Raw genomic sequence first — 23148 nt, 5'->3', positions numbered from 1 at the left:
ATGGGGTAGTATTGTATTATTTGTCTTGGTAAATATTGTCGTGATGATTATAATCCTGAAAAACCACTCTACCATTCTTAATTCCGTATATCAATACAAAATCTCCTATATGTGTTCGTCGGGAACCATGCAGATCACCACTCAATGGTTTGTAGTGCAAGGGGTTGGCTGTGATCTGTTCCATCTTCTTTAAAACATGACTATACTGTTCATGGTCTTTTTGGGACAGTTTTTCCATCTCGTTCTGGAACCTGTTGGAAATTATTGGATTTGATCTATGGGATTCAGCCCAGAAATCCTCAAAAAGTAGTAAACATTCCCTCAAAGTACTACAATGGCCCTGTTTCACTTTTTCCCGGATTTCGTCCAGTTCAGCATGATATTCACGGGAAATAATCTGATCTTCATCATTAAATTTATCATTGATGATAATCCCCCCATTATACTCCTAATTGTCGTTTATATGATTATTTATCATATTCACTGTTTTTAGAATCTATTTTATAATGTTATAATTCTATACATTCCGTTTTATAAGGTCATTCGCCGGTATGTTTAGTTTTAGCCCATCTTCTCTCTTTACGGGTTAAAATATGAATAAAAGCAGCAAAGAAGAGTGGTATCAGATAAAGACAGTAAGCCCAGTATTCCACTGCCCGAACCAGTGACCTTAAAATTCCAACTTTATCCCGTCTGATCCCCAAAAGAACCCCTGGGAAGAAGGCTACTGTAGATATTAATCCAATGATCACCGGAGCTTCCATTGCAAAGCGTACCACATTCCCTAAATTCATTATGGCTACAATGTATCCCAGCATCACAAATACGGTGAACAGGAGGAAAACCAGGTACTGTATGGAATCTATTTTTTTGTAGACGGGGATTTTCGCATCTATAATTGGGGCCAGGTACACGAATAATGTTTCAAGATTTCCTGTGGCCCAACGAACTCTCTGCCTGAAGAAAGGCTTCCACTGGGGAACTGCTTCCTGCCAAACTACTGCTTCAGAGCAGTAACGTATTTTATGACCGTCCAGTATCAGTTTAATACTCATGTTCAAGTCTTCGGTAACTGCAAAACCATCCCATCCCTCAATATCCTCTACAAATTTCTTCCGGGTTAACTGCCCATTACCTCCCAGGAATCCAGATTTGTCCATTACATCCCGTGCCCTGAGAATGACATTACCAAAAATGGAAAATTCAACCTCCTGCATCTTGGTGAGCAGATTTCGGTCAGCGTTGTACATACGTACCCTGGCCTGTACTCCTGCCACATCGTCATCATCAAGATATGGGACGATTTTACTGAGAAAATCAGGTTCTAACCGGGCGTCAGCATCAAAAACAGCGATAACTTCACCTTGACATATTCTCACACCATCGTTAAGTACGTATCCTTTACCTTTACCTGCCCTTGGCGCTTTGCGGGTTACAATACGCAGAAAATTGAATTCTTTTTTTAGTGGGCTTAGAACCTGACCAGTCTGGTCAGTGGAGCCATCGTTAATCACAATGATCTCATAGTTGCGCTTTCCATCTTTATAGTAATCTAATTCAGCCAGTGAACGAACGCACCGCTCAATGGTGAACTCTTCATTGTGTGCAGGGATGAGAATGCTGATAAATGGAAGTTCCACTCCTAAAGCCGGTGAAGGTTTCTTTAAACTGACGGTGACAATGAAAAGGTTGTAGATAGCAGGGATGAATAAGAGATACATGAGCCAGGTCATACTTCTGGTGGCCAGACTGTAAACAATCAATGAAAGAATAATGGCGCTGATGAAGAATACCGCTGTTTTTTCAATTACCATCTCCTCTTCCTTAACACTGATCTTATTATCCATCTCTTTTATCTTCTCAAGCTCTGATTTGTGTTGTTGCAGGGCAGTTTCCAGGGTACTGTAAAGTTCATCAATCTGGTAAGGTTTGGACAGATAACCATAAGGAGATGTTTTAAGAGCCCTTGTTACTGTTGAATCATCGGTGTAAGCACTGAGGTAAACCACTGGTATGTCCAGGTCCTGTATGTGTTCAGCAACATTTATACCATCCAGTTCTCCGCTGAGCACGATATCCATCAGTATCAGATCAGGACGGAATAACTCTGCTTTTTGAATAGCTTCCCTGCCATTGGTCACTGTATCCATCACCAGATAACCCATCTCCCCCAACTGGGCAGCAAGGTCCATGGCGGTGATGATCTCATCTTCCACAATCAGTATCTTTGGACGTTCCTCCCATGAAACCTCTTCATCAGGACTGGTCACAGGCACTCCTTCGCCCAGGCCGGTATAACGTATTAATTCAATCTTTTCACGGTATTCCCGGTGTTTCTGGATAGTGGTTTCAAGTACCAGCTCTAGTTCTTTATCAGGGTAAGGTTTAATAATATAACCGTAAGGACTGGTAGTTTTAGCCCTTTGTAAGGTCTTATCATCTGAATAGGCTGTTAAAAATATCACTGGTATGTCCAGGGAGCTTATTTTCTGTGCAGCCTGGATTCCATCCATCTCCCCCTGCAGAACAATATCCATAAGCACTACATCTGGTCTTAGCTCCGCCACGGTGTTAACTGCATCTTCTCCATTGGAAGCGATGGCTGGAACTTTAAAACCAATGTTAATCAGTTTCTGCTTCAGATCCATGGCAGTTATTTTTTCATCTTCCACGATAATTACTGATGCCGGTTCCATATTGTGCACTCCAAATAGCTGTTAAAACTGTTTTTAATATATTAAACAAAATAGCTTACAAATTCTTTGTTATTTAATTTAAATAGTTTTTATCCTCTTTTTCATTTTTTTATTCCCTTTTTTCATTTCTTCATATTTTCAAGATGATACTAGAAAACTACTAGAAAAACAATTTTTTGTAAATTCAGTAATTGTTTGTTACTATTATTTTATTAAAATAGGAATAAAAACATTTGATAAATTAGGGGTTATGTTTTTCATCTACACTCTTATCCTGCACTGAAACGCAGAATCGGCACAGTGCACTGGGAGTATCCTGCTGTTTATCCTTCACTGGACACAGGTAAACACCCTCAACCAGTCGCAGGGTGAAACCACCTGGGAAACGGGTGCCCAGTGGATGGATGGGTTCTTCTTTTACAAAGGCAGTGTAGGTGCTGACCACCCGGGCGATAATATAGAAACATTTTTCATCAAGACTCTGGGAATTTTTGATATTCTCATTCTGAATCTTCAAGAAATTTTGAAGCTTATAAGAATCAACGTAACCGGAATAATTAGAACGGTCGTCCTTTATATTTTTAATACGGACAAATAATGCCTTGGTGAATCTGGATATGATATCATCCCTTTCCTGAGGAGGCATGAACTTCACATCCTCTTTAAGGAAATTGGATCCCCTCATAATATCTTGAATATGGATGGAACGTGCTTCGTTTTTTAAAACTTTAAAAAGATAATCTTTACTTATTTCCTGGTTGAAATCCATTTCACTAAGTTTATTGGCCATAGTTATCACCAGGCTATTCCTTTTATTTTATCAGTGTCATTGAATTATTCTAGGTGTTTTGGGGGTGGTTTTTTATCAGGTTCATTCTACATACTTGGTTTTATCAGGTATTTTACATACTTGGTTCCTGTAGGGCAATGCAGAAACCACATACCGCCAGGGGATTGTCTTCATTATTTTCTTTGACTGGGCAATAATAAATATCCTGGTCTTTACGCACCTTCAAACCCCCGGGGAATGGTGTATCCACTGGGTGGACTGGTTCTTCCAGTATGAAAGTGGTGTAAAGGGACATGATCATGTAAGGCTTGAATGATCGATTTTTACCATACTCTGCTTCCATTAGTTTTTCCTGTTTTTGCAGCAGATGTATGGCTTCTGCCAATTCAGCAACATCAACCAGTCCTGAATAGGAAGTTATATCTTTTTTAACATCAATGTAGCCCTTTAAATAACCTTCGGTGTACATTTTAATGTATTCTTCCTGATAATGTGGATGGACATGTTCCATATTCTTCTTGAGGAAGCTACAAGTTTTGATGAAGTCATTTATGTGCACCTGGTTTGCTTCACCCTTAAGCGCCTCCAAGAGATCATTTTTTGATATCTTCTGGGAGAAGTCCAGTTCTTTGATGATCATGGTTTTTTTTATTCTTTGATATTCCTGGGGTTTCTTTATAATTTAGGTTTGTACTGGTATCATGGGCTAATCATGTGCATGATACTTTTTAAGTATATTTTCAGCTGTTTTAGGTCCTATTCCTTCAATTCGAAGTAGTTCTTCACGGGACACATAGCGAAGGTCTGTTCCAAAGGCATCTACCAGAGCCCTGGCACGTCTGCGGCCCAGGCGTTTGATCCCCACCACCAGTGGAAGTAACTCCTCTTTCACACCGTAGTAAAGTCTGGCAGTAAGGATATCCATGGCATCCAGTCCAGTGTAAATACCCAGAACCTGGCATATCTCCCGGTGGAATTTCACCAGCTGGGATGCCTCGTAGGCTGCTCGTCTGGTGGATGCAGCGTAGACATTGAAGGCATTTTCAATCTCATACTCGCTCCGTTCATCCATCCACTCCATGAGGGTGGCAGTAGTAGCTTCATCATTACCCACATCCACCACAAACAGACCTGACCTGTTCAACCGGTCCCGGACAGGGTCCCGGCTTTTGCGGCCCTTAAATGAGATGGGGATCAGATCAGGGGTGCGGCATATCTCGTATACCAGGCGGGACATGTCAACTTCCCCACCAGAACGGGCGAATTCCTTAAGACGCACCGCAGTCTGCACTGCGTAGTTGCTCTTGGCAACTAACATACCAAATGCAGTGGCCCGCAGACCATCCGGGACTGCCTGGATCATCCCGTGTTCTGTGAGAAACTCCAGTGCCTCCTTAATCTGAAACTGGATAGTGTCTGAGGCGAATAAGGATGTGAATTGCGAGTGACTCATCTGGAAACCGGAAAACGTGTTCTGGAAAAATTCCATAAGTTCCTCCAGGTTTCGAGCCATCCCTGCTGCTACCTGGGATATGATCTGACGGTAAACTGCATCCCTGTTTTCCAGTAGCTTGGAGTTGGTGGCTTCAATTTCCCCGTAGATGTACTGGTACTGGAGTTGCTCAGCTTCTGATAAGGTCTTACCAATCAGGTAAGAATAACCCTCTTTATCATATCCTGGACGCCCGGCACGGCCAGACATCTGTAGGTAATCAAAAACTGGTATGGGTTGGGGTCCCTGGCTGGTCCAGCGGGTGTAATCACGGATTACAACATTTTTAGAGGGGAGGTTCACCCCGTACATCAGACTGGGGGTGGCGGTGATCATCAGAAGGTTCCCGGCACGGAATTCCTCCTCAATGATCTCCTTTTGCCGGTCGAAAAGTCCTGCATGGTGGAATGCCATCCCTTTTTCAGCACATTCTGCCAGTTTCAGGCACACCTCTGTGGGTAGTGATCCCCTCCTGCGGGGAACATCCAGTATCTTCTCAGCCACCTTCTTGAAATCCTTCCTTTTATCTGCAGGTAGACTCTTTTTGATCTTACCCGCCAGGTAATTGGCCAGTGATTCAGTGAAACGGCGTGTGGAAACAAAGACCAGAGCCTGACTGGATTCATCCATGGAATCCTTAAGAATGCGAAGAATAACATCGTTTTTGTTCTTGGTACCGTACTCCTCGGTGTTGAGAACTTCCTTAAAAAGTGGTACTGGTCGGTAGTCGTGTTCCACCACCCTGGCACCTAACCAGGTGGAAAGCTCCTCCATATTCTGGAGGGTAGCAGACAGGGCAATTAACCTCATCCCGGGGTTTAGGAGGCGGGAACGGGTTATGGCACATTCTATGGTGGGGCCCCTGCTGTACTCCCCGATCATGTGAAACTCGTCAACTATGAGAAGATCCACCTCGGAGAGGGTGTTCCAGTTGAAACGGGTCAGGGCATCGTAGGATTCAAATACCATCACTGCCAGGTCTGATGAGGAGGGGTGTTTACCCACTTTGATACCGTGTTCTTCAAATTTTTTAAATTCCTTAACCTTTTCATTCTGAATGGACAAAAGTGGCACTGCATAAACCACTTTACCTCCATCGAGTATGGTGCGCAGGGCTGCCAGAACACCCAGGAGAGTTTTACCACTGGCAGTGGGAATAGCGATGATGTAATTTTCTTTCTCATCCAACAGCCCGGCATCCACCACTGCTTTCTGGGCAGGGTTAAGCTCCTCAATCTGGGGATAAGAATCATGCACTATCTTTCTGATGGTTGGATCCACGGATTCAAGACTCATATTTCCTCTAGTTTAATTTTAATTTTTTCCTTTTTAATTACTTCAATGTCAGTGATGCGAGTGGAAGGGTACTGTCCATTTTCATCCTTTTCCACACTTTTAACCATGTCCCATATGGTCAAAAGACCCACACTAACTCCGGTGATGGCTTCCATCTCCACTCCGGTTTTCCCGGTGCTGCTCACATTCACTGTAATCTCAATAGAATCATGATTCACACAAAATTCCACTTCCACACCACCAATGGGTATGGGATGGCATAGGGGTATCATCTGGGAAGTGGATTTAACTGCCTGGATGGCTGCTATCTGGGCAGTGGTGAGCACGTTACCCTTTTTAACCTCCCCTTTTTCAATGAGGTGGATAGTTTCAGGGGTTAACTTTATTTTTCCCCTGGCAAGTGCGGTTCGTTTGATAACTGGTTTATCTCCCACTTCCACCATGTGCACCCCACTCTGGGTAAGATGTGTGAATTCTTTTTCATCCATATCCATTACTCTCCAGTTTTATTTATTAAATCTGATTTATTCATAATTGTTAAGTCTGATTTAATTCCTAATTTGTTAATCTGATCCTATCTGTTAAGTCTGATCATTCCTAAACTATAGGTGAGTTCCTAAAGTATAGGTGAGTTAAATCTATAATTATACTGTTGGGATAGAGCTAGTGATAAATAATAATTGAATCTATAATAAATGGAATTAGTAAGGTATTTTGGAATTAGTAAGGTATCTGAACTTTACTGTATCCCAGGGCCTGTTCCCTGGCCGCAACACCCATACCATTCCTTAATGCTTTATTTTCCAGTATTTTATCCAGTGCACTGGCCAGTTCAGTGGGGCTGGATGGGTTAACCATTATGCCCACCTGTTCATTCATCACTTCACTGATTCCACCCACATTGGTGGCTACTACTGGCAGGCCACTGGCCATTGCTTCCAAGATTGTGATGGGGAATCCTTCGGATATGCTGGGTAGAACAAAAACAGTACCTGATGGCATAATATTATCCACATCCCTACGGGCACCTGTGAAAACTACATCCTGGATCTTTTCATCAGGTACTTTCAGCTCCAGTTCAGGGCGTAGTGGACCATCACCCACAATCACCAGTTCTGCATCAGTTTTCATTAACTTCTTAGCTTCCAGAAGATATTTAACCCCCTTCTGATATACCAGGTTACCTACAAATAATATTACAGGCTTTTCATGACTTATCTTTATGTCGGATGGTAGTTCCTTCTTTTTGGGGTTGAATTTTTCCACATCCACGGCATTGGGAGTTATATAAACCTTCTCCTGATTTATGCCCAACTCTAGCACTTTATCCTTAAGTGTCTGGTTCACCACCAACACGTAATCTGCTTTTTTTAGAACAAACTTAATCATACTCCTGAGGACTGGATTTTTAGCCTGTATCATAAGGTCAGAGCCATGAGCAGTCACTGCCGTTTTTTTCCCAAGAAGTGACCCCACACATACTCCTATAAGTCCAGGTGGTAGAAGGAAGTGAGCGTGGATTAATTCGATATTGAAACGGCGTACCATGCTGATAAGTTTGAAAAATGAAGATATGAAGAAAAATAAACCCCTTAATCCCTTGATATTAGGTGCGAAGGCAGTTTCCACCTTCACCCCACCAATATCTTTAACATCTGGGTGAGGATAAGTTAACACGTAAACTTCATCCCCTCTTTTTACAAGTTCCCTGGAGAGGAGATAAGTATGGGATGAAACACCTCCAATATGGGGTGGGTATTGTCCTAGTAAGCACACACGCATGATTTCACCATAAAATTATCTAATACTATGAGATTTACCTAAATTAATTAATAAATCATTTAATAATCCATTAAAATGTTTTTAATTATCAACTAAAATGTTTTTAATAAATAAAATCTATTTTCATTTTTATACATCTTTAAGTTCTTATAGCATCTATAAGTACTTAAAAACATCCTTTTCGATTAATAGATAAATTAATCTCCATCATAAAATATGATAAAATTAGGTATTATAAATAAACAAAAATTTAAGAAGTTTTTAGTTCAACCTGGTGGTTACTGTTGAGTAAAGTGCCATCCATTTTCAGAATAAGTACTTCTGGTGTTATATCAAATCTTTCCTGGCAGCGCTCTTGAATGGAGATGGCAATTGAGTTGAAAACTTTCACAAGCAGTCCTTCTCTTTCCAGGATGCCCATCATATCCTCGGTGGTGTTTGATCTGTAAACTTCTTCCATAGTCTTCCTATCTCCACCTGCAAGTCCGGTGTGGGTAGTGATGATCTCACGACGTCCATCTGCCAGGCGATGTTCCGTTTGAAAGATGCCACCGGCTATTTTAACCAGTTTACCTGCATGTCCTAAAAGAATCAAACTGGATATATTACTTTTCCTGGCCTCATCTAACATGTAACCCACCAGGTTACCCATCTGGATGATCTGGTCATATTCTACGTCCAGCAACTTCAGGGCAAGTTTTTCCCCAATATTACCTGGTACGAAAACCAGTTGCTGGTATCCTTCAGCCAGTGCCACATCCAGCTGGCATTTTTTGGACTTCTCGAAACTCTCCGAATTCATGGAACGGGCAATACCAGTGGTTCCAAGTACGGATATGCCATCCACAATACCCAGACGTGGATTCATAGTCCTATGGGCAATCTCTCGACCATCAGGTATGATAATTTTAACTATGGCACCTTTACATGATGGCAGTGCATCCTCCAGATTGGACCTGATCATCTCTCTGGGAACCGGGTTTATGGCTACTTCTCCCACTGGTAGCTGTAATCCTGGTTTGGTTATCCTACCTACTCCCTCTCCACCAATGATGGTAATATCGGGTTTATCTTGAAGATGGACTTCTGCCTGAACTTCCAGGTTGATGGTGACATCCGGGTCATGGTAGGGCATTTTCACCACTGAAGCCCTTCCAGAATAGTCATCAATTTTTTGAGAAGATTTAACCGAAATATCCAGACAACCCATTGGTGTTTTGATATTAACCTGGGAAACCTTTCCTTTTATGGATAAGAGTGCGGCTAAGGCTGCGGCAGTGGCTGCACTTCCAGTGGTGATTCCATAACTTTCACTGTCAACTGGAAAAGAAACAGATGGGGGAGATGACTGATTCCCCCTACCATGTTTAGAATTAAGTTCAGGAGTATTCTGGTATTTTTGAAGGGAATGATTTTTTTCCATATTACTTAATAATCTTCTTGTAATCATTTATTAACTAATATCTCATAATCATTCGTAAAATGATAAAAATAAAATTATTTACCGGTTTTTTCTTCTTCTATGGCTTTTACCAGTTCTTCTTTACTTGGAGCACCTACAAAACGTACTACTCCATTTAAGGCAATGGCTGGTACTGCCATGAGGCCGTATTCAACTGCTTTATCCCGGTCAACCATGATGTCAATTTTTTCAACTTCCAGAGTACCTGGCATGTCTTTTTCAACTTCGTTTACAACTTCAATAGCCATGGGACAGTAGGGACATGAAGGAGATGTGAATACTTCTACTTTAACAACCATATTTTTCACCTCATTTTTTAAAACTATAATATTAACTTACATTTTTAATTTTTATGCTTGTTTATTTAAATTCTTTTTTATGATAGATTTCTAATTTTATAAAATTTGGGATGGGTTATTTATTTTGGATGATAATTTGATTTTATTAATTCTTTTCTATTTTTTATTCTCATCATCGATGTATTTATTAGTCTTTTTATTTCTATTATATAAAATAGTGCAATACACAAACAGAGTTAAGCTCTCACAGGTGATAATTTGAAAGCAATTGTCCGATCCCCCGGGTCAGCCACGGTAATTAATGCCATATCTACCGGTTGTGGATCTGCATTTGGTATAAAGCTTTATGTAACGGCAGAAGCCAGTTTAAATTCATCAAAAAGAACATTCAAAGTAGATAGAGATGTTGACACCACACTCATGGAGATATGTGTAAATAATGTGCTGGAAAAATTTAATGTAAATACAGGGATCCATATTAAGACCAGTTCCACTTTACCAATGGCTTCTGGACTTTCCAGTAGCAGTGCAACCTCCAATGCAGTGGTACTGGCCACATACCAGGCTCTGGTGAATGATGGAGTGGTTCCTCAAGATAGCTTAAACGATTTAGATGTACTTAACCTGGCAATTGATGCTTCCCTGGAGGCTGGTGTTACCATCACCGGTGCATTTGATGATGCCAGTGCTTCTTTCATGGGGGGTCTTACCATCACCCACAATTCACGGAGGGAGATCTTCCACCATGGCAACATGGAGGAGCAAAATATATTAATATATATGCCCAATAGAAAGTCACCTACTGCCCAATCTGATGTAGGTAGAATGAAACTCCTGGCACCCTGGGTAAAACTCGCATTCCAGGAAGCACTGAAAGGGAATATTTACGAAGCCCTAACCTTAAATGGAATGTTATATAGTGCTGCTTTAGGTTTTGATGCGGGAATTGCTCTGGATGCATTAAATTCTGGTGCACTGGCCGCTGGTCTTTCAGGAACTGGTCCTTCATTTGTGGCCATTGTTCCCGAGGAAAATATAGACCCGGTTCAGGAGGTATGGAGTTCATATCCTGGAAACGTCATTTTAACTCAGGTTGATAATGTGGGAACCAAGGTGGTTGACCATGGATAGGGCAGAAGCGTTACAACTCTTGGAAAGTTCTCGGAAAAAGATCGACAAACTGGATGAGGAAATAATAAAACTCATTAAACAGAGAACTTCACTGGCAACTGATATTTATCAGGCCAAAATAGTTCTGGGAATGGAAATTCATGACCCGGAAAGGGAAGAATTTATCCATCATAAGATCAGAGAAATAGCTAAAGAGCAGGAAATAGATAAAGACAGTCTCACCCAGATCACTATGATACTGACGGATTTGAGCAAAAAAGAACAACAGAAAATTCAAGGAGGTAAAAAGCATGGGTAACATTAGAACATCATTTGTTAAAAGAACAGCCAAAGAGCTGATTGAAACTTATCCCGGTAAATTCACCACAGATTTCGATGAAAATAAGAAGTTAGTGCAGGAATTCTCCACTGTAAGCACCAAACATCTGCGAAACAAAATCGCAGGTTACGTGACTCGATTAGTTAAGAATAATTACTTCTAGGTTGGTTGCTATGGGAATAATAGTGGCCAAGTTTGGAGGAACATCCATCGGAGATGGAAAAAGGATTAAAAAAGCAGCTCGTGCAGTGGTTAAGGAATACATGCAGGGCAAGAAGGTGGTGGTGGTGGTTTCAGCCATCAACAAGACCACCGATAACATCCTGGAAATTGTAAACAAATCTATAGGAGATGCCATAACCGAGAAACAGATGGCAGATATAGTATCCATGGGAGAAATCACCAGTGTAAGGGTGTTTTCATCCACCATTGAATCTTTGGGTGTTAAATCCGAGTATATAGATCCTCATATGGAACTCTGGCCAGTTATAACTGACAGCAACTATTTAAATGCTAAAATTGACTTTGCAGAGACCGAGATCAGATCCAGGGAGATCCTGAAATTACTGGATCAGGGAGTTATACCGGTTATCTGCGGTTTCCTGGGAAAAGACAAAGAAGGCAACATCACCACCCTGGGAAGGGGTGGAAGTGATATAACCGCTTTCCTGATGGGCCACTGCCTCCAGGCAGAAGAGGTGATCATTGTCACCGATGTGGGAGGAGTGATGTCCACGGATCCCAATAAACTACAGTCCGCCAGGAAACTGGACAAGATCAGTGTGGAGGAGATGAGAGATCTGGCAACACACGGAGCTCAGGTACTGCATCCCCATGCACTGCGCTACAAAGACCCCAAAATAAATGCCAAAATCATAGGATTTGAGCACGGTGATCTTTCAGCACCTGGAACAGATATAATGGGTCCCTCAAAGGATAAAATGTTAAGATCAACCACTCTCAACAATGAACCCATTTCAGTCATTGCAGTGGTTGGTGAAGAGATCCTGACCAAAGTAGGGATCCTGGCTGAACTCACCAAAACCCTGCAGGATAATAATATTAATATTTACGGTATTTCTACCGGTCAAAACTCAATAACCCTTTTCATTGATAAATCAATGGCTGATGCTGCCCATGAAATCCTTCATGAGGTGGTGGTGAAGAGTCCGGATATGAGTTCCCTGTCACTGGGTCGTGAGATCGCCATGATCAGCGTCAACAGCCAGGACTTCATTGACACACCGGGTATTATTACCAAAATCACCGCACCGTTACGTCAGAATAAAATAAACATAGTGGAAATCTCATCAAGTCAGACATCAGTGGTTATATTTGTAGACTGGAATGATGGTAAGAGAGCTTATGAAATGGTAAGGAGAGTCTTGGAATGAAATTGGAAGGTACCACAGTTGCTATGGTAACCCCATTCACCCGCGATGATAAAGTGGATGAAGAGGGAATGAGGGAGAACATGAATTATCTCCTAGAACGAGGTGTAAATGGCCTACTGGCCGCCGGAACCACCGGTGAGTCTGCCACCATAACCCACCAGGAACAGAAGAAGATGATGGAAATCCTGGTTGATGAAGTGAAGGGTAAGGCAGCCGCAGTGGCCGGAGCAGGTAGCAACTCTTCCAAGGAAGCTCTTGACCTGGTGAAATACGCAGAAGATATCGGTGCAGATTACGCACTGGTAATAACACCTTACTATAACAAACCCCAGCAGCACGGGCTTTATGAACACTACAAAATGTTATCTGAATCTGTGGACATTCCCATGATCGTCTACAATGTTCCTTCCCGTACCGGGACGGATATTGATGTGGAAACCATTGGACAAGTAGCCCAGCTGGATAACATAGTAGCCATTAAAGAGGCCAACCCTGATCTGGACAAGGTTTCCCAGACCATCCACAAACTTAAAAGCCTGGATGTGGATGATTTCCTGATCCTATCTGGAAACGACAACCTCACTTTACCCATGATATCCCAGGGATGTAATGGAGTTATCAGTGTGGTGGGTAATGTTGACCCGGCACGAATGAGTGAAATGGTTAAAAAAGCCATTGAAGGAGACTTCCAGAGGGCCAAAGATCTTCATTACGAGTTGTATGATCTGATGAAGGTTCTGTTTATTGAGTCCAATCCAGTTCCAGCCAAGGAAGCACTCAACATGATGGGTAGACCGGCAGGTCATGTTCGCATGCCACTGGTCCCATTAAGAGAAGAAAGTCAGGAAAAACTCAGGAAGGTACTCCTGGACCTGCAGTTGATCTAAACTGTTTAGTTTTCCTTCTTTTTAAGACTAAATCTATTTTAGCTGCCTGGATCCAGGCCATTGGATTTTTAAAATAACACCCTATTTTTCTCTTATTTATTTTTTTAAGGATTCTTGGAGAATTATCAAATTAGGGAAGAATTATCAAATTATTGATCTTTGGGGAAATTATCAATCTTTATGGAAATTACTAAAATAGGTATCTTAAGGAGAATTACCACTCTTTAGGCAATTACTAAATTAGGGATCTTTAGGAGAATTACCAATCTTTAGGAGATGATATATTATGATAAATGTGGCAGTAACCGGTGCCGGTGGAAGAATGGGGTCCATGATCATCAACACTATCCTCCAACAGGATGATATGCAGGTTGTGGCAGCCATTGAAGCCCCTAACACTCCCCTGGAGGGGAAAGATGTTGGGGAAGTCATGGGAATTGGACCAATTAACGTACCCATAGTGGGTGCAGAAAAGCTTAGAGAAACACTGAATGCGAAAAAACCAGACGTACTGGTGGATTTCACCATTGCAGCAGCAGCAGTTGGCACCATAAAAACCACTGCAGAATCTGGTGTTAATCTGGTGGTGGGAACAACCGGTTTCACCGAGGAACAGATGAAATCAAACCAGTCCGCCATAGAAACCAATCAAGTAGGGGCAGTTATATCCCCTAACATGGCAGTGGGAGTGAATGTTTTCTTTAAGGTAGTGGAAGAGTTGGCATCCATCCTAACCGATTACGATGTGGAGATCATCGAAGCACACCACAAGCACAAAAAAGACGCACCATCTGGAACTGCAGTCAAAGCCGCCGAACTTATAGCCGGAGCTCTAAACCGTAACCTGGATGAAGTGGGTGTTTACGGCAGGGAAGGGATGGTTGGTGAGCGAACACCTGAAGAAATCGGGATCCACGCAGTTCGCGGTGGAGACATTGTGGGAGACCACACAGTTCTATTCGCCGGGGATGGAGAACGGTTGGAAATCGTACACCGTGCCGGTACCAGGCAGGCATTTGTCAATGGTGTAATTAAGGCCATTCGATACGTGGTGACAGCTGAAAAGGGTAAGATAAGTAATATGGATGACGTTCTGGGATTATGAAAGTGTTCCATAATTATTACATAAGAATATCGAATCAAAAGAAGTAGATATTCTGGGATTATGGTATTCCACAGAATTATGATATTCCATAATTTATGTGAGTATAAAATCGAAAGAAGTGATAGTATTATATAGAGTTGATGGACAGTATTAATAAAGAGTATATTAAAAGGTTTAAAAGGTGGTTATATGGTAAATGTAGGTATTTTAGGTGCAACAGGAATGGTAGGGCAGCGTTTTATACAACTTCTCGAGGATCACCCCAAGTTTGAGATAACTGCTCTAACTGCCTCCCAGCGTTCTGCAGGAAAAAAATATCAGGATGCAGTGACCTGGCACATGGACACACCCATCCCTGAGGCAGTGCAGGATACAGTGGTAGTGGACACAGACCCCAGCCAGGTGAAAGATGTAGAGATAGTTTTCTCGGCACTACCTGCAGAAAATGCAGCAATAGTTGAGCCCAAATTCGCCGAAGCAGGTATGAAAGTTGCATCCAATGCCAGTGCTATGCGCATGGAACCGGATGTGCCCCTGGTCATACCTGAGGTGAACCCGGAACACCTGGATCTCATAGAAATCCAGCAGAAAAATAGGGGATGGGATGGATTCATAGTTACAAACCCCAACTGTTCCACCATTGCCCTGGTACTTACCCTGAAACCTATATACGACCAGTTCGACATCAACCGAGTATATGTATCCACCATGCAGGCAGTTTCCGGAGCAGGTTACAATGGAGTGCCATCCATGGCTATGATCGACAACCTGGTACCATTCATTGGTGGGGAAGAAGAAAAAATGGAATCAGAAACACTGCACCTTTTGGGTGATTTTGACGGTGAAAATGTGGAACCAGCCACCTTCGGAGTCAGCACATCCTGCCACCGGGTCCCGGTGGTGGATGGTCACACTGAGGCTGTTTTCATGGAAATGGATGAAGAATTCAACCTGGAAGATGTTAAAAAATCCCTGCAGACTTTCCAGGCACTTCCTCAAAAGTTGAACCTGTACTCTGCCCCAGAACACCCAGTTATTGTCCGGGAAGAGGAAAACAGGCCCCAACCGCGCATGGACCGTATGAGGGGAAAAGGAATGGCAGTCACCGTGGGCAGACTCCGGCAGGATCCAACATTCCCTCAAAGCCTGAAATACGTGCTTTTAGGTCACAATACGGTTAGGGGTGCTGCAGGAGCTTCTATATTAAATGCAGAGCTTATTGCAGAGATAATGTAGGAGTTATACTAATATTAACTCCTACTTTAACTTATTTTTTCAGATAATTTAATTTGAATCCTTTTTTTATGTATTTGAGGTTATTTATTATCGTAAAACCTTATTAACTTAGTAAAATTTCATTAAGTTAGTAAAAACTTTATTAAGATTTTTTTTTGACAAAGATTTGTTAGTATTTTTATTTTATTTTGAAAAGTGTGAATATTCTTTTCTTGGAGATTATTATTGAATGCATTCATATCTCAAAGCTTAAAAGGAGATTAGTGCATAAATAAGATTAGAATTAATGATTGTATTGATAATAATAATTCCACTATCTAAGTGATAAACATGGCCTTTTTGAAGGATACCGAGAGAGAACAGTTAAGGCAGCTGGTTAAAGCCTGCCTTTTAGAGATCAGCAAGTTGAAGATCGAGCTTAAAAAGTGCCAGAATGAATCTTCCAGGTCCCTGGTTCTAGAGCACAGCAAACTGCAGGAGTTACGAAAAGATCAGGATATAATCATCCAGAAAAAGGAAGATGAGATTCAGGGATTACTCAAACAAATGGAAGAAAAAGATCTGAAAATAAAAGAATTGCAGGAGATAAAAAATCAGTTCAAACTGTTAACCCAAAAACCTAAAAAGGACCTGACTTCTTTCCAGTCCAATATCTACCTGTTACTCCCTGATAAAGAGGATAACCTGGAAAATCTTTTTGAATGGATAATTGATATGGGATTCACAGAACTTACCCTGCAGAACTTTGAACACGCCCTTAGAAACCTGGAAAGGAAAGGTTACTTCCGTTCAAGGAATAATAAAGGTACAGTGATGTGGCAGAAAATAGAAAAGGACTAATATATACTTTCTTATCTATTTTCCATTATATTTATTCATCCAATTTTATACATATAGGGCTGTTATTCTCTATTTTAATAGTTTTTAATAGTCTATTATCTATTTTAAAAATGTCTCTTTATAACCACTTTTCAAAAGCCAAAAGGTGCACGTACCTATCCAATGGTGCAACTATCCTTTTTAAAATCAACCCAACCATACAATAGCAAACTATTTATATAATCGCTAACCTACTGATCATTTACATAAAACAATTTGAGGTGATAATGTGGCACAATTAGGACAAGGACAAGGACAACCTATTATAATTATGCCTGAGGGCTCTTCAAGAGTTTTAGGAAGAGATGCTCAGAGAATGAACATATTAGCAGGAAAAGTCTTAGCAGAAACCGTTAGGACCACTTTAGGTCCAAAGGGAATGGACAAAATGCTCGTAGATGGATTAGGTGACATCGTTGTAACCAACGACGGAGTAACCATCCTCAAAGAAATGGACATTGAGCACCCTGCTGCTAAAATGCTGGTAGAAGTAGCCAAAACCCAGGAAGATGAAGTGGGAGACGGAACCACCACCGCAGTTATAATCGCAGGAGAACTACTCAAGAAGGCAGAAAGCCTCCTGGACATGGACATTCACCCTACCATAATAGCTATGGGATACAGGCAAGCAGCTGAAAAATCTCAGGAAATCCTGAACGTCATAGCCATCGACGCAGAAGACCGTGAAACCCTCCTGAAAGTGGCAATGACCGCCATGACTGGAAAGGGAACTGAAAAAGCACGAGAACCATTAGCAGAACTGGTGGTTGGTGCAGTCAAACAGGTAGAAGATGACGGTGAAATCGACCAGGATCACATCAAAATCGAGAAGAAAGACGGAGCAACCATCGATGACTCCCAGCTCGTAAACGGTGTCATAATCGACAAAGAACCAGTACATCCTGGAATGCCTAAAAAAGTGGAAGACGCAAGGATCGCATTATTAAACAGTGCCATTGAAGTTAAAGAAACCGAAGTGGACGCTGAAATCCGAATCACTGACCCTGCCCAGATGCAGGCTTTCATTGAACAGGAAGAACAGATGATCAAGGACATGGTTAACAAAATAGCCGATGCCGGAGCAACTGTACTCTTCTGTCAGAAAGGAATTGACGACCTGGCACAGCACTACCTGGCCAAAGCAGGAATCATGGCAGTGCGCAGAGTCAAAAAATCAGACATGGAAAAACTCGCCCGGGCAACCGGAGCCACCGTAGTTTCCAACATCGAAGACCTGGACTTCGAAGACCTGGGACTAGCAGGATCCGTAGCTGAAAAGAAAATCTCCGGCGAAGCAATGATCTTCGTGGAAGACTGCAAAGACCCAAAATCAGTAACCCTCCTCATCCGCGGTTCAACCCAGCACGTGGTAGATGAAATCGAAAGAGCAATCGAAGACGCCATTGGCGTAGTTGCTGCAACCATCGAGGACGGTAAAGTTGTTTCTGGTGGAGGAGCTGCAGAAATCTCCATAGCCAAAGGACTCAAAGAATACGCTGACACCATCAGCGGCCGTGAACAACTAGCTGTTACTGCATTCGCAGAAGCACTGGAAGTAGTGCCAAAAACCCTGGCTGAAAACGCAGGACTGGACAGCATCGACGCTCTGGTAGACCTACGAGCAGCCCATGAAAAATCATTGTACATGGGACTCAACGTATTCACAGGCGACGTAACCGACATGTACCGTGCCGGAGTCATTGAACCTCACCGAGTCAAAAAACAGGCCATCCAATCCGCAGCAGAAGCCGCAGAAATGATCCTAAGGATTGACGACGTCATTGCATCCACTGGTGCAGGTAAAGAACCTGACATGGGTGGAATGGAAGGAATGGGCGGAATGCCTGGTGGAATGCCACCAATGATGTAAAGTCAACCGACTTTACTCATTTTTTCTATTTTTTTAAATTATTTCTAACGGTATTTTTTTTAAAATCTGTATTTTAGGGAAATCTGTATTTTCGGAATTTTATGGTCCCTTTTAGCATATTCATGGTCCCTTTTAGTAAATATTAATTCTACAAAATCATCAATTATCCAACCAAATCGGGCTATCTTTGTTTAAGTTGAAACTCTGATGAAAACTAAATCTTAACAATTGTTATTAAAAGCTCTTTAACAATCATTATTTGGTCTTTAGGGTTTTCTTTGGTTATAATAATCCATCAAAATAACGAACATTTATTCATTATAAAAAATAAAGAATATTTAACCATTTTTTTAGAGGTTTTAAAATGTTTGGACGAAAACCATCATCAAATTCTGCAACTGATCTGGATCCAAATTCAGCTTTTGAAATGATTTTAAAAAATAAACAGAACCCGGAGTTTATTTTACTGGATGTTAGAACCCTCGGGGAATACAATCAATCCCATATTGAGGATTCTATCCAGATAGACTACCAATCCCGTGATTTTGAGAAAAAAGTACAGGAATTGGATAAAAGTAAAACATATCTGGTTTACTGTAGATCTGGAATGAGAAGTGGAGCCAGTGTAGATATAATGAGTAAGCTTGGTTTTAAAAATTTGTACAACATGGCTGGTGGAATAATGGGATGGGAAAATTGTGGATTGTCCGTAGAATGATAATATCCCTTTTATAAATATTCTTTTTAAAATCAGCGAATACCAGTCAGTTAAAATTGAGTAAAAAAATATATGATTAGAAAGAATCTATTTAAGACTCTTTCCTTTTTTTGATTCTTTATACCATTGAATGGTTTAATTAACGCCCAAAGATATGCACGGCAGCAGTACCACCGGTACCACCAATGTTGTGGGTCATACCGATTTCAATACCCTCAACCTGCCTTTTACCGGCATCTCCCCTGAGTTGCCAGACCATTTCAGCAGCCTGAGCGATTCCAGTGGCTCCTAGTGGGTGTCCACGTGCTTTAAGTCCTCCAGAGGGGTTCACTGGTATTTCACCATCAATACTAATTAAACCTTCCTCTACAGCAGTACCACCCTGTCCTTTTTCCACAAATCCCAGATCCTCAATGGCTAATATACCATTGATGCTGAAGCAATCGTGTACTTCCACTGCACCTATGTCCTTAGGTCCCAGACCTGCCATATCATACGCAGTCCTGGATGCATGTACTGTGGAGTCAATGGTGGTAATATCCCTCCGGTCATGAAGGGCAATGGTACCTGATGCCTGGGCTGAGGCCTTAACATACACCGGTGTGTCGGTGTATTTACGGGCATCCTCAGCTGGGCAGAGTATAACTGCAGCTGCACCATCAGTCACCGGGGAACAATCCAGTAATCTGAGGGGGTCAGCCACCATAGTTGAGTTTAAAACCTGATCCACACCAATTTCGAAGGGGTACTGGGCCAGTGGGTTCAGGGCACCATTCTTGTGGTTGTTAACACTGAACATGGCCAGCTGTTCCCTGGTGGTTCCGTATTCATACATGTGCCTGCGGGCCATCATGGCGTAGAGTGAGGGGAAGGTAACTCCCTGCTGGGCTTCCCATTCCTGGTCAGAGGCAGTGGCAATGGCAGGGGTAGGATCCACCACATCGGTCATTTTCTCCACTCCCGCAGAGAGCACCACATCATGATAACCAGAGGCCACCGCCATAATTCCACTTCTAAGGGCTAAACCACCTGATGCACAGGCTGCTTCCACCCTGGTACAGGGTATAGGTGTTAGACCTGAATGGTCGGCAATGAGTGAGGCTATGTGCTCCTGTTGTATGAACAGACCTGCAGTCATGTTTCCAACGTACATGGCTTCTAAGTCTGCTCCTTCAATATCTGCATCGGCAGCAGCCTTAATTCCAGCTTCAGTAATCAGATCCCTAAAGGATATGTCCCACAGTTCACCAAATTTGGTTTGTGAAACTCCAATAATTGCAACATCTCTCAATTTAACATTCCTCCATTATTATATTAATTTTAATGTTTAACGTGGAGTTAGACCTGCCATCCTCATTTTTCCTTTGAACTTGGCGTATATGGCGTAGTTCACGTATTCTTTGTTCTGGATCATATCCTGAACCTTAGGAGCCAGTTCACGTTTTTCTTCTATTTTATCATTAACGGTGATGCTGAAGGCATCACTACCTGCACCGGAACCGTAAGAAACAGCAAAAATACGTTCACCCGGTTGGGCAATATCTAAAATGGCTGCCAGTCCTAGGGGTGTTGCCCCAGAGTAGGTGTTACCAATCATTGGTGTTAAGAGCCCTGTTTTGTACTGTTCTTCTGTGAATCCCAGTTTTTTAGCAGCTCTTATGTAAAATTTACCATTGGGCTGATGGAAAACTGCATGATCATAATCAGAGGCTTCTGTGCCCATCTTATCCATCATTCCCTTGGCTCCAGAGAGCACGTGTTTGAAGTATGCTGGTTCACCAGTGAAACGCCCTCCGTGGCGGGGATAGGGTTGTCCTTCCCTTCGGTAGAAGTCAGGGGTGTCGGTGGTGAAACTGTAAGTACCTTCAAAGTCAGCTACAGTATCCTTGGATCCAATAATGTACGCTGCTCCTCCTGCAGATGCAGTGTACTCCAGTGCATCGCTGGGAGCTCCTTGAGCAGTGTCTGCACCAATAGCAAGACCATATTTCACTGCATCAGAATCAACCAGTCCCATACAAACCTGCATACCAGCTGTTCCGGCCTTACATGCAAATTCCATGTCTGCTGCCGTGAGATCAGGGCTAGCTTCCACAGCCTCTGCCACTATGGTTGCAGTGGGTTTAACTGCGTAAGGATGTGACTCTGAACCAACGTATACTGCCCCAATCTTTTGAGGATCAATACATGCTCTTTTAAGTGCATTACGAGCTGCCTCCACTGATATGGTGGCGGTGTCTTCGTCTGAGGCTGGTACTGATTTCTCATTAACTACCAATCCTCTGGAAACTGCCTGGGCATTGTCTCCCCAGACCTTTGCAATCTCTTCAACCTTTATACGGTATGAAGGTATGTAAACTCCATATCCTACTATTCCTGCCATATTAAATCACAACCGTCTTAATAGTATTACTGATTTTTTCGTGTTGAGTTAATCTTCTTTTTAAGCTATACAGATTTATAATTGGTTTAATTGGGGTATACCTTATATTTTCCTTTAATCTTGGATATTTTAAAAAAAATTATGTAATTAATTTAAGGCTGAAACCAGTTTATATAGTTATGTATACCATGGGTGGAGCTGGTAGCGTTCTTAAGAGGACTGTTCTATTTCAAGTATTTATTAGATATAACTCATAAAGTAAATTTAATGCAAGTTGAAGATAAGCAAAAACTTAGAACAATGATATGGAGAGTTCTGGAGGATAATAATCTTTTAAGAACCTCAAAGTCCTGCTTCGGAAGAATTCCAGACTTCAAAGGGGCACATGGTGCTGCCATGAGGTTGAGGAAAACAGTGGAGTGGCAGGATGCAGAAACAGTCTTTTCCAGTCCAGATTCAGCCTTGAAGGATGTACGTAAAAATGCGCTTCTGGATGGTAAGGTTCTGGTGATGGCCACCCCCAAACTAGAAAATGGGTATCTTCTCCTGGATCCAGCAGAAGCCAGTGGCAATGAAAAAAGTGCATCCACCATTGACGGGGCTTACAATCTGGGGAAAAGGATTGTGAAATTCCCCAGTATTGATCTGGTGGTAGAGGGTTCCCTGGGAGTTGATCTGGAGGGTAACCGTCTTGGAAAAGGAAGAGGTTTTGCTGATCAGGAAATATCATCCTTACTACGAGCAGGAGTTATTGATAGGGAAACACCCATCTGCAGCCCGATACATCCACTGCAGATGGTGGATCATGTTCCCACTGTAGAACATGATGAACAGATTAACATGGTGGTAACCCCTGAAATGGTTATCAAACTGGATAGAATTACGTTAAAAAGATTTTTAGAAAAAAATTAAAGTTTTAAAACATTATTAACAATTAAAATGCAAATTGTTCTAAAACTTATTAAAGTTTAAAATGTTATAAATGTTCTAGAATATTAAATAAGTTCTAAAAACATTCCCAGATCCAGTTTTCCCACATCTTCTGAGGTTTTCATACCGTACTTTTTGTAAAGGAATTTCCAGTCCTGATCCATGAGGAATTCATGTAACTCTGCAGGGGTGAATGATTGTCCATTACGTTTCATATCCTCCAATTCAATTATACAGTTTTTTAGAAGATCCTCAGCGTCATCCAGTTCCATGAGTTTGCTTATCATGCCATGGTCATCTTTAAACTTCTTCTGGACATCTATTCCTTGATAGTAAAAGCTTTTAAATCTGTTTTCCTGTGAAATAACCCGGTGAACAATTAATAGTTTCTCTTGAAGTTCCTCTACTTCTTTAGGAGTAAGTTTCATATTTTCATCATTCCTGGTATCAATACACTTAATGAACTGATAGACTAACTG

Annotated in this window: 23 protein-coding genes; 11 read left to right on the top strand and 12 right to left on the bottom strand. The window is 41.8% G+C overall.

Translation table 11 applies throughout. From position 1 onward, the window contains the following. Positions 1 to 16: 16 nt before the first annotated feature. The 9 genes from A994_RS11590 to A994_RS11550 all read right to left on the bottom strand — a co-directional run bounded on the left by A994_RS11590 (position 17) and on the right by A994_RS11550 (position 9844). On the bottom strand, positions 17 to 349 hold the full coding sequence (locus A994_RS11590; RefSeq protein WP_237739742.1) for a type II toxin-antitoxin system mRNA interferase toxin, RelE/StbE family: 333 nt from the start codon (positions 347 to 349) through the stop codon (positions 17 to 19). A 190-nt stretch (positions 350 to 539) separates the two neighbouring features. Continuing rightward, a complete protein-coding gene (locus A994_RS11585) occupies positions 540 to 2696 on the bottom strand; it encodes a response regulator (RefSeq protein WP_004031821.1) in 2157 nt (718 codons plus the stop codon). A 241-nt stretch (positions 2697 to 2937) separates the two neighbouring features. Beyond that, complete coding sequence (locus A994_RS11580; RefSeq protein ID WP_004031820.1) at positions 2938 to 3486, bottom strand: DUF2115 domain-containing protein; 549 nt, start codon at positions 3484 to 3486, stop codon at positions 2938 to 2940. A 112-nt stretch (positions 3487 to 3598) separates the two neighbouring features. Beyond that, on the bottom strand, positions 3599 to 4126 hold the full coding sequence (locus A994_RS11575; RefSeq protein ID WP_004031819.1) for a DUF2115 domain-containing protein: 528 nt from the start codon (positions 4124 to 4126) through the stop codon (positions 3599 to 3601). A gap of 66 nt (positions 4127 to 4192) precedes the next feature. Further along, positions 4193 to 6274, bottom strand: a complete 2082-nt coding sequence (locus tag A994_RS11570) for a DEAD/DEAH box helicase (RefSeq protein WP_004031818.1) — start codon at positions 6272 to 6274, stop codon at positions 4193 to 4195. After that, a complete protein-coding gene (gene moaC / locus A994_RS11565) occupies positions 6271 to 6762 on the bottom strand; it encodes a cyclic pyranopterin monophosphate synthase MoaC (RefSeq protein WP_004031817.1) in 492 nt (163 codons plus the stop codon). Before moaC ends, A994_RS11570 begins: the two co-directional genes overlap by 4 nt. Positions 6763 to 6994: 232 nt before the next feature. Continuing rightward, on the bottom strand, positions 6995 to 8056 hold the full coding sequence (locus A994_RS11560) for a glycosyltransferase (RefSeq protein WP_004031816.1): 1062 nt from the start codon (positions 8054 to 8056) through the stop codon (positions 6995 to 6997). A 250-nt stretch (positions 8057 to 8306) separates the two neighbouring features. Then, positions 8307 to 9479 (bottom strand): cobalt-precorrin-5B (C(1))-methyltransferase CbiD, encoded by a 1173-nt coding sequence (gene cbiD / locus A994_RS11555; protein ID WP_004031815.1) that lies wholly within the window; start codon positions 9477 to 9479, stop codon positions 8307 to 8309. A 74-nt stretch (positions 9480 to 9553) separates the two neighbouring features. Then, complete coding sequence (locus tag A994_RS11550; RefSeq protein ID WP_272942744.1) at positions 9554 to 9844, bottom strand: MJ0307 family thioredoxin; 291 nt, start codon at positions 9842 to 9844, stop codon at positions 9554 to 9556. A 231-nt stretch (positions 9845 to 10075) separates the two neighbouring features. Between A994_RS11550 and A994_RS11545 the strand changes: the two genes are divergently transcribed. From A994_RS11545 to A994_RS11500, 10 genes are all read left to right on the top strand, one after another. Further along, the gene (locus tag A994_RS11545; protein WP_004031813.1) at positions 10076 to 10948 is read left to right on the top strand and encodes a shikimate kinase; all 873 of its coding nucleotides are present in this window, start codon (positions 10076 to 10078) and stop codon (positions 10946 to 10948) included. Then, the gene (locus A994_RS11540) at positions 10941 to 11246 is read left to right on the top strand and encodes a chorismate mutase (protein ID WP_004031811.1); all 306 of its coding nucleotides are present in this window, start codon (positions 10941 to 10943) and stop codon (positions 11244 to 11246) included. The genes A994_RS11545 and A994_RS11540 overlap by 8 nt, the downstream gene beginning before the upstream one ends. Next, positions 11239 to 11430 carry a 30S ribosomal protein S17e gene (locus tag A994_RS11535; RefSeq protein WP_004031810.1) on the top strand — a complete coding sequence of 64 codons (192 nt, stop codon included), beginning with the start codon at positions 11239 to 11241 and terminating at the stop codon, positions 11428 to 11430. The genes A994_RS11540 and A994_RS11535 overlap by 8 nt, the downstream gene beginning before the upstream one ends. A gap of 10 nt (positions 11431 to 11440) precedes the next feature. Then, entirely contained in the window at positions 11441 to 12661 is a 1221-nt protein-coding gene (locus A994_RS11530; protein ID WP_004031809.1) for an aspartate kinase, read from the top strand. Further along, positions 12658 to 13548, top strand: coding sequence for a 4-hydroxy-tetrahydrodipicolinate synthase (dapA, locus tag A994_RS11525; protein WP_004031808.1), 891 nt, complete (start codon positions 12658 to 12660; stop codon positions 13546 to 13548). The genes A994_RS11530 and dapA overlap by 4 nt, the downstream gene beginning before the upstream one ends. Positions 13549 to 13834: 286 nt before the next feature. Beyond that, the gene (dapB, locus tag A994_RS11520) at positions 13835 to 14653 is read left to right on the top strand and encodes a 4-hydroxy-tetrahydrodipicolinate reductase (protein ID WP_004031807.1); all 819 of its coding nucleotides are present in this window, start codon (positions 13835 to 13837) and stop codon (positions 14651 to 14653) included. Positions 14654 to 14842: 189 nt separating this feature from the next. Continuing rightward, a complete protein-coding gene (asd, locus tag A994_RS11515; RefSeq protein ID WP_004031806.1) occupies positions 14843 to 15889 on the top strand; it encodes an aspartate-semialdehyde dehydrogenase in 1047 nt (348 codons plus the stop codon). 330 nt (positions 15890 to 16219) lie between these two features. After that, positions 16220 to 16729, top strand: coding sequence for a hypothetical protein (locus A994_RS11510; protein WP_004031805.1), 510 nt, complete (start codon positions 16220 to 16222; stop codon positions 16727 to 16729). Positions 16730 to 17039: 310 nt separating this feature from the next. After that, positions 17040 to 18638: a thermosome subunit alpha gene (thsA, locus tag A994_RS11505; RefSeq protein WP_048204255.1), complete on the top strand. Its 1599-nt coding sequence runs from the start codon at positions 17040 to 17042 to the stop codon at positions 18636 to 18638. 364 nt (positions 18639 to 19002) lie between these two features. Next, positions 19003 to 19356, top strand: coding sequence for a rhodanese-like domain-containing protein (locus A994_RS11500; RefSeq protein WP_004031794.1), 354 nt, complete (start codon positions 19003 to 19005; stop codon positions 19354 to 19356). Positions 19357 to 19495: 139 nt separating this feature from the next. Here the strand turns inward: A994_RS11500 and A994_RS11495 are convergent, their stop codons facing one another. Beyond that, positions 19496 to 20647, bottom strand: coding sequence for an acetyl-CoA acetyltransferase (locus A994_RS11495; protein ID WP_004031793.1), 1152 nt, complete (start codon positions 20645 to 20647; stop codon positions 19496 to 19498). Positions 20648 to 20683: 36 nt separating this feature from the next. After that, positions 20684 to 21739, bottom strand: a complete 1056-nt coding sequence (locus tag A994_RS11490) for a hydroxymethylglutaryl-CoA synthase (protein WP_004031792.1) — start codon at positions 21737 to 21739, stop codon at positions 20684 to 20686. 267 nt (positions 21740 to 22006) lie between these two features. Between A994_RS11490 and A994_RS11485 the strand changes: the two genes are divergently transcribed. Beyond that, positions 22007 to 22651, top strand: a complete 645-nt coding sequence (locus A994_RS11485) for a 5-formyltetrahydrofolate cyclo-ligase (RefSeq protein ID WP_048204251.1) — start codon at positions 22007 to 22009, stop codon at positions 22649 to 22651. 83 nt (positions 22652 to 22734) lie between these two features. Here the strand turns inward: A994_RS11485 and A994_RS11480 are convergent, their stop codons facing one another. Then, complete coding sequence (locus A994_RS11480; protein WP_004031790.1) at positions 22735 to 23097, bottom strand: hypothetical protein; 363 nt, start codon at positions 23095 to 23097, stop codon at positions 22735 to 22737. Positions 23098 to 23148 lie beyond the last annotated feature (51 nt).

The sequence above is a fragment of the Methanobacterium formicicum DSM 3637 genome, from assembly GCF_000302455.1.
GTDB classification, from domain to species: Archaea; Methanobacteriota; Methanobacteria; order Methanobacteriales; family Methanobacteriaceae; genus Methanobacterium; species Methanobacterium formicicum_A.
This window is presented reverse-complemented; position numbering and strand designations above follow the sequence as displayed.